The sequence below is a fragment of the Glutamicibacter sp. NPDC087673 genome, from assembly GCF_044743255.1.
GTDB lineage: Bacteria > Actinomycetota > Actinomycetes > Actinomycetales > Micrococcaceae > Glutamicibacter.
Genome location: NZ_JBIUWB010000004.1, coordinates 190,940 through 204,234, shown reverse-complemented (window position 1 = coordinate 204,234; position 13,295 = coordinate 190,940). Strand labels below are relative to the sequence as shown.

Sequence of the window (13,295 nt, the reverse complement as noted above, 5' to 3'; positions counted from 1 at the left end):
GGACCGTCCTTGCTGCATCCGAAATTTTCCGCCGTGCTTTTCGATTGCGATGGCGTCCTGGTGGATTCCGAGTCCATCACCAATTCCGTGCTCCGCCAGATGCTCATAGAGCTGGGCTGGGAGATCAGCCCCGAGCAATGCATCGAGATCTTCATCGGCAAGGCGTTGAAAGACCAGTGGCAACCCATTCTCGACCAGACCGGATTCCGCATCGACGACCAGTGGATTAGCCAGTTCCGCGCACGCCGCGACGAAGCGCTGCGCTCGGAGCTGCAGCCGATCCCCGGAGCGCTGGAAGCAGTCAAGCAGATTTCCTCGGTCTACGGCCAGAACATTGCCTGCGCCACCGGCGCAGACCGGGCCAAGGTCGAAATGCAGCTGGCCCTGGCCGGGTTCACCGAGTACTTCGGAGACCGGGTCTTCAGCGGCATGGAATGCCCACGCAGCAAACCGGCACCGGATGTCTACCTGGCCGCAGCCGCGTCACTGGGCATTGACCCAGCTGGCGCACTGGTTATCGAGGACACTGCCACCGGGGTGGCTGCCGGGATCGCGGCCGGCGCGACGGTGTACGGCTATTCCAACGGCGGCCCCACGAGCACTTCGCCCGAGCTGCTGCGCGCGGCCGGAGCAACCCATGTGTTCAGCAGCATGGACGCACTGCCCGGCATGGCTTCCGGAGCATAATTGACGGCTGGGCTGATCGAGTACCGCTACCCCGCCGGCCGGACCAGGACCCTGTCCAGGGATACTGCCAGCTTGCGCCAATACCCCAGCTCGTAGACGATGATCACGGTCAGCGGGGAGCACAGCAGCACCAGCAAGCAGGCCCACACCGGAACGCCTAGTTGGCTGAGCCCGGCCGCGGCCAGCGGCATCAGGAATGTGGGCAAATGCGCCCAGGTGAACATCGGGGCACCGAGCAACCAGGTCAGCAGCAGGGTAATGATGACCATGAAGGCGAAAACCGGAATCGCCAGAGCCACGATGACCACCACGGGGTCAGTAGCGGCTTCGGGATCATAGGCGTAGCCGATGGTATGCAGCCCGGCGCCGATCGCGGCAATGGACGTGAAAAGCGCAATATGCCCGAAGATCCACGCCGCGGCCTTGTCCCGCCGCAAATGGAGCACCGGTCCGGAGGGCAGCTGGAAGTACGCCCACCACAGCGAGAAAGAAATCAGCACGCCCGCGGCGACCACCACGATGCTCTCGAAATTCCAGTTCGCCCCTTGGGAGATCGTCCGGGCAGCTGCCAAGGTTCCCACGATGCATTCGCCCAGGGCAATGATCGACATGAGCGAATAGCGTTCCGCCAGATGGTGGGCGTGCCAGGGAATACCCGATTCGCCATGGGAACGGGCCACCCGCTCCGCAATCAGCGGTGCGCTGAAATCGATGATCCAGAAGACCGCCAGGCAGCACAACGCCGGAACCAGCGAGAGCGGAAGGAAGAGGAATGAGGTCCAGCCCAGCTGGGCAATGCCCACCCCGATAGCATTGCCGCGCGCTGCCATCCGGTGCTGCGGATCGTGCCGGGCCACCCGCAGCCACTGCCCGATCAGCGCCACGCGCATGACGATGTAGCCGGCGACCATCACATTGGCATCAAGCACCGCACCCTGATCGATGGAGGCGAACATCATCGGGATGCCGACCGCCAGCACGATGACGCCCGCCATCTGCACCAAGGTCAGGCTGCGGAACAGCCAGTCGTCGTTGTCGAAGGCCGAGGCCAGCCACGCGTAATTGGCCCAGGCCCAGATGATCGACAAGCACGCGATGGCAAAGGAGATGAGGGCCGGCGCATAGCGCCCCACCTCGATGCCGTGGGCCAGCTCGCTGCCGGCAACTCCGAAGGCGGTGACAAATGTCAGGTCGAAGAACAGTTCCAGGGTGGTGGCGGTCCGGTTCTGCTCCTGCGGATCGCGTCCGCGCATGCGGCGCAGGCCGTGCTGATAGAAATCAAGACCCGTGCTGGCGGACATCGTGCGGCTTTCTCGAAAACTCAACGGAGGACATTCACAAGAATAGGCAACCGCCAGCTGGAATTATCGCATTGACGCCTCGGCAAATCCGCGGGGCCTACTTCCCCGCCGAATCCAGTTCATGCTTCAGCGGGAAGTACCAGCGCATGATCTTGCGCAATTTGTCCGAATCATCGCGGGCCCAGTTGCGCATGAGCTCGCCTCCGAAGGAAATGGCCGTGACCGGCTGGGCGCCGGCGGCGATCATCCGCTCGAAAGCGAAGTCGTGCGCCGCCTGGGATATGCCGCCCACCGCGTCGGCTACAGGATAGACCTCGTAGCCTTCGGAAAGCATATCCAGGGTGGGAAAGGCGAGGCAGACCTCGGTCCACAACCCTGCCATGACCACCTTGCGCCGGCCGCTGCTTTCGATGGCCTCCCTGAACTCGGCATCCTCCCAGGCGTTGACTCCGCTGCGGTCGATTTCCTTGACCCCGGGCAGCTCGTCCTTGATCACCTGCGCGGTGCCTTGGTTGACTCCCATGTCCACGCCCACGGTCGAGAGCACCACCGGAATCCCGTACTCAGTAGCCAGCCGGCACAGCGCCACGACATTCAGATCGATCCGCTCGCGAGTGGTGGAAGTGACCGTGCCATACTGCTCGGGCTGGAAGTCGATCAACGCCAGCACGCAATTCTCCGGCGTGAGCAAGTGATCTGCGCGCTGATCGCGAACCGGTTCCGGCGAGGTTTTCTTGGGCATGTGTTTCTCCTTCAAGACCTTTGCACCAACGAAAAGTGGTTCGTGGAAAACAAGTTACCTTACGCAGCGCGGAGGAACCAGAGTACAGAGCGAGGCATATTCGAATACATTGGCCAATTGCATCCACCTAAGGCACGCGTATTTGAGACGAGGTGCGGCTGTACCGCAGCTGCGGGAGTCTTCACCAGATCCAGCTTCACCTTTCAGCCAGGTGGCAAACACTTGGGCGCCTGAGCCGGACGAAGCACCATTCGAAACCCACCGGCCGCCGTTCTGGCGACCGATAGGAAGCAATCTGGCCAACTGATGGTGTTCTACTTGACGTGCTGCGCCTGCTGGTCGGCTTCGAAGTAGCTGATCAGCTGTTCCTCCAGACCTGGAATCTGCAGCGCCTGCCCCGATGAGCGCAACGAACGGGCACCCAGATCACCGACCGCGACGGCTGCCCTGGCAGCCAGAGGCGAAGTTTCAGTTGCTCCTCCCTCACGGGCGAAACGCAGGAATTCGGCGATCAGGTTCGGATCGGCGCCGCCGTGGCCCGCATCGTCGCCCTCGATCTCCACCTTCAGATCGGGTTCGGCATAACCATGCGTGGTGCGGGTGTTCCACACATGGATGAAGTCCCCGGGGCCATCGCCGAAGTTCTCTAATCTTCCGGCGCTGCCGATGACCGTGTAGTTGCGCCAGTAGTCGGGGGTGAAATGGCACTGTTGATAGGAGGCCAGCACACCGTTATCCAGCTTCATCTGGACCATCGACAGATCCTCCACGTCGAGCTTCGGATTCAGGCCGCGTTGCGCGGACGGTGGCCAGTTCTCCAAGGAGAACCAATCCCGCATGCGCAAGTCCGCATTATTCCTCCGATCTTCCACCTGACCGTAGACCGCCAGCGATCCGACACCAGAAACCTGGGTGCTGTAGCCGTCGGCCAGCCAGTGGATGACATCGATGTCGTGTGCCCCCTTCTGCAATAGCAAGGTGTTGCTGTATTGGCGTTCGGCATGCCAGTCCTTGAAATAGTAATCTCCGCCGTTGCCCACGAAGTGCCGGCACCACACAGCCTTCACCTCGCCGATGGCGCCTTGTTCGATTAGCTGCTTCATCTGCCAGATCACCGGCATATGGCGCATATTGTGCCCGACGTATAATCTGGTGCCGGTGCGCTGGGCGGCGGCAAGAATCTCGTCGGCGCGCTGAAGGGTGATGTCCAGGGGCTTTTCGACAAACGTGGGGATGCCCGCCTCCAGCGTGCGGAGCACAACGTCGCGATGCGTGAAATCCGGAGTAAGGACCAGAACTGCGTCGAGGCCGGTATCCAGCAATACCTGCAGATCCTCGGTGACCTCCGCCTCGGGCAAGGCTGCCCGGGCATCCTCGCGGCCGCGCTCGCTGGTATCGCAGACGATCCGGATCACGCTGCCTTCCCCTGGCCTTTGCAGGTAGCGGTGCAGCGAAGCCCGCAGTCCGAAGCCGACGATTCCGACCTTGAGGTCCATATAGTTCTCCTTTAGGTTGGCGCCCTTGCGGCGCGCACAGCAAATATTTGATGACCGGATGATGCCCGCGCGGTTAGCGTGGACCGAGGTTCAGCGGGCCGGGGAAAAAGCAGCGTGCCGCATGATCGCTCCGAAGCTGGTCAAGCCCCGGCTCGGAAGCGGCGCAGCCGGGTTGCGCGATGGGACAGCGAGAATGGAACCGGCACCCCGTCGGCGGGTCGATGGGCGAAGGCGGATCCCCCTGCAGCATGATCAATTCGCGCGGTGTGCTCGAACCCTGCCGGAGTTCGGGTGCCGCGGAGAGCAGGGCCTGGGTGTAGGGGTGGGCACTGTGCTCATAGACCCTGTCGTAGCTTCCGGATTCGACCACCTTGCCTAGATACATCGTCGCGACACTATCCGAGATATGCCGGACGATCTGCAGGTCATGGGCGATGAATACGAAAGTCAGCCCGAGCTCCTGCTGCAGATCCTGAAGCAGGTTGACCACCTGGGCGCGCACCGACACATCCAGTGCCGAGACCGCCTCATCGCAGATGAGCACCCGGGGATTCAGCGCAATGCCGCGGGCAATGCCGATGCGTTGCTGCTGGCCGCCGGAGAAGTTATGCGGATAGCGGCTCAAATGGTCCGGGTTCAGCCCCACCAATTCCATCAGCTCCGCGATTTTAGCCCGCCGCCGGGAGCGTGGCACCAGATCGGGATGGATTTCGAAGGGTTCGAGCAGGATCTGCTCGATGGTCATCCGCGGATCGAGCGATGCATAGGGATCTTGGAAGATGAGCTGGATGTTCCGGCGCATCATGGCACGCTCGGCACGCTGCAGCTCGTTGATGTCCACCCCGTCGAAGAGCACCCGGCCTTCGCTGGGCTTTTCGAGCCCGGAGAGGATGCGGGCAAGCGTGGACTTTCCACATCCGCTCTCGCCGATAATCCCTAGAGTTTGCCCGGCGGCCACCTGTAGGTCCACCCCGTCCAGCGCCTTGACGACTTTCTTCGCTCCGAAGGGCAGCGGGCGGGCTACTGGGTAGTGCATCTTGATATCGCGCAGTTCCATAATCGGTCCGGACGCGGACTCTAGAGTCTGCGGCTCAGTGGCTGTATGCGACATGGCTCGGTACCTCCTGGGAATGGAAACAGGCCGATTGGCGTCCGGCCGAGATGGCCTCCAGTGCGGGCACGGCGGCGGTGCAGGCTTCGTCGCTCAGGAAACACCGGTTGGCGAATGAGCAACCCACGGGAATGTTCAGCAGATCCGGCGGGGTGCCAGGAATGGCCGGGAGCCGGTGTCCCTTGAGCGCTTCGCTGGCCACGGATTCTGCGAGCCCCCGGGTATAGGGGTGTCGCGGCGCGGAAAGCACTTGGGCTGTCGGACCCTGCTCGATGACCCGTCCGGCATACATGACGGCTACCTGATCAGTGACCTCGCGCACCACCGAAATGTCGTGGGTGATCAGTATCAGGCCCATATTGTTCTCTGCCTGCTGCTCCTTGAGCAGCTCCAGAATCTGGGCCTGCACGGTCACGTCCAAGGCAGTGGTCGGTTCGTCAGCGATCAGCAGCTCGGGTCCCAAGGCCAGCGCCATGGCAATGACAATGCGCTGGCGCATGCCGCCGGAAAATTGGTGCGGGTAGTCGCTCACCCGGCTGGCCGCGGCCGGAATGCGCACCCGGTCCATCATCTCGATGGCCGCGGCCTTCGCGGCTTTGCGGCTGTAGCCGCGGTGCACCCGGAACAGCTCTCCGATCTGCCGGCCCACCGGATGCACCGGGTTCAGGGCGCTGAGTGCATCCTGGAACACCATGGATATGCAAGGGCCGGTCAGCTGCCGGCGGCGTTTGGCACTGATGGACAGCAGGTCTTCGCCGTTGAGCAGGATTTCGCCGCCGGCGACCCTGGCCGGCGGGGTGTCGAGTAACCCCATGATGGTCCGGGCGGTCACCGACTTGCCGGATCCCGACTCACCCAGGATGCCCAGGCACTGGCCGGCGGCAAGCTGCAGGTCGACACCATTGATGGCGGTCGCGGTGCCCTGGGGCGTGGCGAACTGGACGCGCAGGTCGCGGATTTCCAGCAGCGGCCGAGGGGCGTTGGGCGGTTGCGTCATTACTTGCCTTTCGGGTCGAATTCGTCGCGCAGCGCTTCGCCGAATAGCACGAAGCCGAGCACCGTTATGGTCAGGAAGATCGCAGGGAAGAGCAGCAGGTGCGGTGCGGCGTCGATGTAGTCGCGGGCGGCCGCCAGCTGCAATCCCCAGGAGACCGCCGGCGGAGTCAGCCCGATGCCGATGAAGGTCAACCCGGCTTCTGCGGAGATCATGCCGCCGACACCGAGGGTCTGCAGTACCAGCAGCGGGGTCACAGCGTTGGGCACGATGTGCTTAGTGATAATGCGCCGGTTGCCGGCGCCAAGCAGCCGGGCGGCCTGCACATATTCGCGGTGCCGGATCTCTAGCACCGAGGAGCGCATGAAGCGCACCCCGCCGGGCCAGCTGAATAGCGCTAGCGCGAAGATCACGGTCCAGATGTTGCGCTGGCCGAACAGCTGCAGCACCACGATCGCCGCCAGGATGAACGGCAATCCGAAAGCCATATCGCAGATGCGGGAAATGACCGCGTCCACCCAGCCCCCGAAGTAGCCGGCGATCGCGCCCACCAGAGCGGCGATGGCGAAGGCGATGGCCGAGACCACGATGCCCACCAGGATGAAGGCCCTGGCCCCGTGGATCACGTTCGTGTAGTAGTCGCAGCCTTGGATGTCGATGCCAAAGAGATGCGCTGCGCTCGGGGCCTGGTTGGAGAGCATGATGTCGCAGTTCTCGGTCGGGCCGGAACCGAATCCAGTGAAAAGCTGCGGAAAGGCCGCCATAATGATCATCAGAAGCACGATCGTACCGGAGATGGCCAGACGGGGGCGCAGCCACCAGCGCCGGTGGGCACCACTGCTCGGAGCCGGGGCACGGTCCACCGCTTGGGCACCGTCGCCGATACCGATTGTTGTACTTGTCGCGCTCATATTCTCACCCGTGGATCGATTAGACCGTAGGTCAGGTCAACCAGGAGGTTGAAGACCAGATAGATCAGCACCAGCAGGGTGGCGATGCCTACCACTACGGTGCCTTCCTTGTTGTTGATGGAGGTGACCATCAGCCCGCCGATACCCGGCAGATTGAAAATAGCCTCGATGATAACGGCACCGCCGAGCATCCCGGCCAGGCTCAGCCCGAGGTAGGTGACCACCGGGATCATGGCGTTGCGCAGCGCGTGGCCCCAGATGATGCGCCGCGGGGTGAGGCCCTTGGCCTTTGCGGTTCTCAGGTACTCGGCGCGCAGGACGTCCACCAGCGAGGTGCGGGTCAGCCTGGCCAGGCCCGCAGCGGCCTCCAGCGCCATCACCAGGGCGGGCAAGATGAAGGCCATCGGCCATCCGGCGCGGATGCCGGCCGGATCGACCCAGCCCAGGTGCACGCCGAAGTAGGTTTGGGCACCCAGCGCGATGACGAACCCCGGCACCCCCATGAACAGGACCGTGAAGACCAGTGCGAAGTGGTCCCCGGTTTTCCCTGCACGTAACCCGCCGTAGACTCCGATGAGAAGACCGATGAAAATCTTGAGCACCCATGCGGTCAGGGCGAGGGCCAGGGTTGTTGGCAGACGTTCCAGAATCAGTCCCAGCACCGGACGGCCGAAGAAGTCGATGCCGAAATCGCCGCGGAAGACGCCGAGGATATAGTTTCCATACTGGACGAAAAATGGATCATCCAGATGGTACGCCTGGCGGATCTGCGCCACGGTGGCTTCCGGCAAGGGACGCTCCCCTGTCAATGCCGAAATCGGGTCACCGGGCATCAGGAAGGTCAACGCGTAGATGATGAATGTGGCGCCGAGCAGCACCGGGATCATCTGTCCGATACGCCGAACGGTATAGCTCAGCATGGGTACTCCCTCATCACAATAGGTGGCTGGCGTGACCGCAAGATCTTTGTGCGGCCGCGCCAGCCAGACGGAACCGTTGCTAGCAGCCGTAGCCGGCGCGGTAGTACTGCAAATCTCCCTGGACGTCGTTCAGCTGCGCGCACTGCGACTGGAGTCCGTAGTCGGTAGGAATGAACAGCGGGATCGCTGGCAGATCCTCGACGATGATCGTCTCGGCTTCGGTGTAGAGTTTGGCGGCCTTGGCTTCGTCCATTTCCGCACGAGCCGCACGCAGCAGCGTATCGACCTTTTCGTTCGAGTAGCCGGTGACGGCATTGCCGTCTCCCCCGGTCTCGTACTGGCTCAGGTACTGGTCCGGGGACATGTAGGACCAGCCCCACAGACCGAATACTGCGCCATCGAGCTTCTGGCTGTTGCGGCGTTCGGAAAGCTCTGTGCCCAGGGTGGGCTTGAGCTGCACCTTGATGCCAAGGTTGTCCTGGATCTGCTTGGCCAGCGCTTGGACCAGCTGCTGGTCCGAGGCGGAGTTGCTCTCGATGATCAGCGTGCCGTCAAACCCGCCGTCCTCGGCCAGGATCTTCTTGGCCCGCTCCGGGTCGAAGACGCAGTCGGCGCAGGAGCCGGACACATAGGAGCCCAGCGACGGAGGCACCAGAGAATCCGAGGGATCCGCGTGGCCATTGAGCAGCGAGGCGGCAATGGCTTCGCGATCGATGGACAGCGAGATGGCCCGGCGCAGAGCCGGAGATTTCAGTTCATCCACGTATTCGGGGATCTGCAGCGTCTGCTGCTTGGACGCGGTTTTCACCTCGTAGAGGGCCTGTTCGCCCAACTGGCTCTTTGCTTTGTCGACCATGGTCGCCGGAACATTGCGGATCATATCCAGGTTTCCGGCGGTCATATCGGTATAGGCGGCATCCACCGCGGTGTAGATCTTGCCGACCAGCTTATCCGCGCCGCCGGAGAATCCTTCGGCGCCTTTGAAGCCGTCCCACTTCTCCAGGACGACCTGCTGGTTATGGTCCCAGGAAATGAACTTGTAGGGGCCATTGGAGACCGGAGACTGCTCATAGGCTTCCAGATCTTCGAAGGCGGATTCCGGCATGGGGCAGGTCGGATTCGTGCTCAGCAGCTTCGGGAAGTCGGCGTTCGGCGCCTTCAGGGTGACCGTCAGGTGAGTTTCGTCGACAACCTTCACCCCCGAGAGCTTATCGGTCGCAGCCTTGCTGCCATCGGTCGGATTCAGTTCTTCGTATCCCTCGAAAGATACGAAGGTACCGTTGCCTTGCCAGGCGTTGGAGCCGGTGGCTGTCGCGTTCCAAGCCTCGGCAAAGGAATTCGCCGTGACTGGCGTGCCATCGTGGAAGGTCCATCCGTCCTGCAACTCTATGTCCCAGACCTTTGCATCCTGGCTAGCGACGGACTTCGCTGCCAGTGGCTGCAGTTTCTGACTCTGGGAGTTGACCTCCATTAGGTTCGCACAGAGCGCCATGCCTATCTGGCTACCGGGTTCCTTCTGAGGAGTGATGCTTTTTGGTTCCGTCGACATGAATGTCAAAGTCGCATCGGGTCCTTCGGCACCGGTGGCCGCAGTGTTCGACGATGAGCATCCCGTCGCGAAGAGCGCCAAAGAGGCCACCCCCGCAACGAAAGCGATTTTCTTGGACTGCTTCATCCTTTTCCTCCCTGATTTACGGCCTTCCAGGCACGAGCGCCAAGGTAGTGGTAACCGTCACTTTTATTTATTTTATGAAATAAAGTAAACACGGTAGAAGCGTCATGTCAACAGTTGCTCGTGAAATTACTTACGGATTGCCTCGGTTTGCATCCGTTCGATGAAACTCAATGGATTGCTCAGCACTTCATTAACCATGATGCTGGCGGCAAAAATGGACAGGGATAGCTCATGATCGCTGGAATAGACTACCCTCCGGGCGGCCAGTGGGCCTTGCAATGACCGGCTGGCCACGACCGACTGCACCTCAGGCAGGGTTTCGGGACGCTCAGCTGGCGTGCCCGCAATCACCAGCAGCCCGGGGTCGAGCAGGTCGAATACCGTAGCGGCGGCGTGCGCCACAAAACCGTTTCGTTCGGCGACCAGAGAGCGAATCTGCTCATCCCCGGCATCATAAAGTCGGTCGATATCCCCGTAGTCCTTGACGTCCATCCTCCCCGCCGCGTGGGCGCGACGCACCGTCGCTTCATCCGTGGCCATCACCTGCAGGCACCCCCGGCGTCCACATTCGCAGGGGTATCCCGCGTCACTGACTTGCAGATGAGCAATGTTCCCGGCATGCTGCGACCATCCAGCACGGATCTGTCCACTGCTGACTAGCACTGCCCCGAGATCAGAGGTAATCACCATGAGCAGGAAATCTGGTTCCTTTGCTCCATGTCCATAGAAGAGCTCGGATTGCGCTGCAGCTCTGGCGTTGTTATCCAAGATCAGTGGCTGAGGCAGATCTGCCAACATGCTGACCGCCGGAACCTCACTCCATCCAGCGCCCTGGTTCTCGACGATCCGGCCGTTGATCCGGTCGACAATTCCACCGGTTGCAACTCCCGTCCCGAGGATTTGACGTCCCTTGGCATGTTCGGCGATGAGCAGATTCGCTTGTTCGATGATCCGCGCGAATGAGGCTTCAGCATCTAGTCCCGAGTGCGGAACTAGGACCGATGCCTTGGAGATTCCGTCCAATCCAGTCAACACCACGCCGGTAACCCGCGGGCCTAGGTGGATGCCCATGACCAGGTTCGATTCGTTGTCTACACGTAGCGGAACGCGGGGCCGCCCCTGCCCCGCGGCAACGGCTTCGGCCTCTGCTATCAACTGGTGATCCAGCAAACTGGCAGCAATGCTCGTGACCGAGGCGGCGCTAATGCCGATTGCGTCGGCAATTTCCTTGCGTGAACGGCCGGGAGAAGCGAAGGTTTCGCGCAGTACCGACGCGAAATTCCGAGCACGGGCCGGATCAGTCCTGCGGCTCATGGCAAGGACACCTTTCTTCCGGAATATTCCTTTTGTCCAGGAATGGTTTCATCATTCTTTCATTTGTACCGCAGTCTTGCGGATCTGCCGACTTGGAAGGTTCATTCTTCTAGCAGCAACTTCAAAGTATCTCGACCGATTTGGCCTAAGGGATCTACCGCGCCCAGTGGTGCGGTGAGCATGGCATAGCGCAGCGCCCAACCCCGAGCACGCATCCAGCATGGTGTCCCGAGACCTACGGGATACCTTTGGAAGGCTTGCTCCCGCTGTTTCTCGGTAAAGTGCATCCACAGCATCCCCAAATCCGAAGCAGGATCCCCGGCACAGAGGTCCCCGAAATCCACCAAGGCAGATAGTTTCGCTTTGCCCGCATCACTGGTCACAATCGTATTGTGTGGATGTGGGTCGCCGTGGAGCCAACGTGGAGGCCCTCCATAGGAATCGGCTTCCAGGGCCTTTTCCCAGATCCGTTGCGCAACGCGCCGGTACGTCACAGGAAGCTGAGATATCTGCTCTCTGGTACGTTGATTCACCACTTGCAATTCGCAGCCTCTGAATTCACTGCGTGGCGCATCGTCTGGAGCCGGCCCGTGCACCGCTAATAGGTAATCAACAAAGGCCGGCGCGTACGCATCACGTTGCATCCGTCCCAGCGTCGCCGCACTGATGCCAGGCACGTAACGGCAAATCGAAAACGTAAATGGGTAGTCCGCTGTCGGCTCGCCGATGAATACCGGTGCCCCCGTGTCCAGCCCGCTGTCGGATGACAGGCGCGGCAACCATTTGCGTTCCTTACGTCCGATCTTCTCGGCCAGCGCACGTCGGGGCAATCGCACCAGCAGATCCTCGCCCAAGCGATAAACTTCATTGTCCCAACCAGTGGCAAGATAAGTCAGGGATTTACCAGCCCACTGTCTTGTCTGCGTGGAGATCAATTCATGCACCAACCCCCAGTCGATAAACACTTCAGCAGCAGGCATCGCCGAATTTGGCCCTTGTTGGAAGCTCATTGCTCCATGTTAAAACAATTCAGCCAAAATGACTGTTCGGGTTCTGATACCGGGGATCATCCAGGACTGGCTTTGGGAGGGTTGCCAGCGATTTCGTACTGCAAGTCCATCTGCACATTTTCTTCATTGCCGATGCGTGGTGGGATAACACTAGGCGCCATCGTACTTTACGCTATCTTGCTATTTCCGGTCTGAGACGGCTTTCAGGAAAGGTTCGAAGGCCTAGATTTCAGGCTCAGTCGACGATCCATGATTGAGGCGTCTGGGCAGAATCTGACGCACGTGGCCAATAGAAAGCTCGGCGCAGCGTTGCTTTGCTTTGGGCAACCGCTTTTGCTCCGGTTGCTGACTGCACGGTCGTTCTAGGCTTTCCAGGCTACGATCCCGCCAGCCAAAGGAACCAGAAGCAATGCGGGAACCACTGCCAAACGAGCAACAATACTGTCGCCAAGAGAATCATCGCCAGTGCGGCCAGCCGCAGCCAAGCACTCATGATTCATCTACTGCCTAGAACACGCCCGGTGATGTTGAATGTCTTGTTCGAGGGAGTCTATGCTCAATGCATCTCAGTCAGTAGCTACCGGCGCTAGCGCATCAAATTGATGGCCTGGGGCAGGCTAGAATCATTCCATGCGCAGCCACTCGCCAAGCGAACAGGTCCTCGTCCAGTTGCTCCTGGAGAAGTTCGATCAGATCATCGAAATTATCGCCACGCTACCTGAAGAACTGTCTAACGTCCGCCCGGGGATTCCCGGCGGCAACTCACCCACCCAGCTCTTGATGCACTGCTGCGGGATGATGCGTCGATGGTCTTCAACAGTGAATCTAGGGGTAGCGATCCCCCGCGATCGAGCAGCGGAATTCACCGCAAATCTCCCAACTGTGCAAGCTCTAGCCCATGCGTCCGTAGTACGTGCAGAGTTCACCGCCGACCTTGCGCAAACCCAGATGCAAGCCAGTCCAGCTTCCCTGCCAGTTGGCCGTGAGGACGAATTCTTCGCACAAACATGTCAAGGGGTTCTGCTACATGTGCTGGAGGAACTCTGCCAGCATCTAGGACACCTCGAGATAACCAGGGATATGCTGGCCGCCGGTTGGCGCTGACCCTTGGGCTGTTCGTCTCCATGTCCTGGC

At 60.9% G+C, this 13,295-nt stretch carries 12 protein-coding genes; 2 read left to right on the top strand and 10 right to left on the bottom strand.

Features of this window, described 5'->3' with window-relative positions; genetic code table 11:
* The first annotated feature begins 33 nt into the window (after positions 1-33).
* Positions 34-687, top strand: coding sequence for an HAD family phosphatase (locus ACIOTL_RS11105; RefSeq protein WP_332487757.1), 654 nt, complete (start codon positions 34-36; stop codon positions 685-687).
* A gap of 26 nt (positions 688-713) precedes the next feature.
* Here the strand turns inward: ACIOTL_RS11105 and ACIOTL_RS11100 are convergent, their stop codons facing one another.
* The 10 genes from ACIOTL_RS11100 to ACIOTL_RS11055 form a co-directional block, all read right to left on the bottom strand.
* Positions 714-1,988, bottom strand: coding sequence for a low temperature requirement protein A (locus ACIOTL_RS11100; protein ID WP_400342655.1), 1,275 nt, complete (start codon positions 1,986-1,988; stop codon positions 714-716).
* A 97-nt stretch (positions 1,989-2,085) separates the two neighbouring features.
* Positions 2,086-2,730, bottom strand: a complete 645-nt coding sequence (locus ACIOTL_RS11095; RefSeq protein WP_332727898.1) for an isochorismatase family protein — start codon at positions 2,728-2,730, stop codon at positions 2,086-2,088.
* Positions 2,731-3,044: 314 nt separating this feature from the next.
* Complete coding sequence (locus ACIOTL_RS11090; RefSeq protein ID WP_400342653.1) at positions 3,045-4,226, bottom strand: Gfo/Idh/MocA family protein; 1,182 nt, start codon at positions 4,224-4,226, stop codon at positions 3,045-3,047.
* A 73-nt stretch (positions 4,227-4,299) separates the two neighbouring features.
* Positions 4,300-5,337 (bottom strand): ABC transporter ATP-binding protein, encoded by a 1,038-nt coding sequence (locus ACIOTL_RS11085; RefSeq protein ID WP_400342651.1) that lies wholly within the window; start codon positions 5,335-5,337, stop codon positions 4,300-4,302.
* Positions 5,318-6,334 carry an ABC transporter ATP-binding protein gene (locus tag ACIOTL_RS11080; RefSeq protein ID WP_400342650.1) on the bottom strand — a complete coding sequence of 339 codons (1,017 nt, stop codon included), beginning with the start codon at positions 6,332-6,334 and terminating at the stop codon, positions 5,318-5,320. The genes ACIOTL_RS11085 and ACIOTL_RS11080 overlap by 20 nt, the downstream gene beginning before the upstream one ends.
* Positions 6,334-7,242, bottom strand: a complete 909-nt coding sequence (locus ACIOTL_RS11075) for an ABC transporter permease (protein ID WP_400342648.1) — start codon at positions 7,240-7,242, stop codon at positions 6,334-6,336. Before ACIOTL_RS11075 ends, ACIOTL_RS11080 begins: the two co-directional genes overlap by 1 nt.
* Positions 7,239-8,162: an ABC transporter permease gene (locus tag ACIOTL_RS11070; protein WP_400342646.1), complete on the bottom strand. Its 924-nt coding sequence runs from the start codon at positions 8,160-8,162 to the stop codon at positions 7,239-7,241. Before ACIOTL_RS11070 ends, ACIOTL_RS11075 begins: the two co-directional genes overlap by 4 nt.
* Positions 8,163-8,241: 79 nt before the next feature.
* The gene (locus ACIOTL_RS11065; protein WP_400342645.1) at positions 8,242-9,633 is read right to left on the bottom strand and encodes an ABC transporter substrate-binding protein; all 1,392 of its coding nucleotides are present in this window, start codon (positions 9,631-9,633) and stop codon (positions 8,242-8,244) included.
* Positions 9,634-9,963: 330 nt separating this feature from the next.
* On the bottom strand, positions 9,964-11,151 hold the full coding sequence (locus tag ACIOTL_RS11060; RefSeq protein WP_400342644.1) for an ROK family protein: 1,188 nt from the start codon (positions 11,149-11,151) through the stop codon (positions 9,964-9,966).
* A gap of 101 nt (positions 11,152-11,252) precedes the next feature.
* Positions 11,253-12,161, bottom strand: coding sequence for an aminoglycoside phosphotransferase family protein (locus tag ACIOTL_RS11055; protein ID WP_400342642.1), 909 nt, complete (start codon positions 12,159-12,161; stop codon positions 11,253-11,255).
* Positions 12,162-12,791: 630 nt separating this feature from the next.
* Between ACIOTL_RS11055 and ACIOTL_RS11050 the strand changes: the two genes are divergently transcribed.
* Positions 12,792-13,265 carry a DUF664 domain-containing protein gene (locus tag ACIOTL_RS11050; RefSeq protein WP_400342640.1) on the top strand — a complete coding sequence of 158 codons (474 nt, stop codon included), beginning with the start codon at positions 12,792-12,794 and terminating at the stop codon, positions 13,263-13,265.
* The last annotated feature ends 30 nt before the right edge of the window (positions 13,266-13,295 follow it).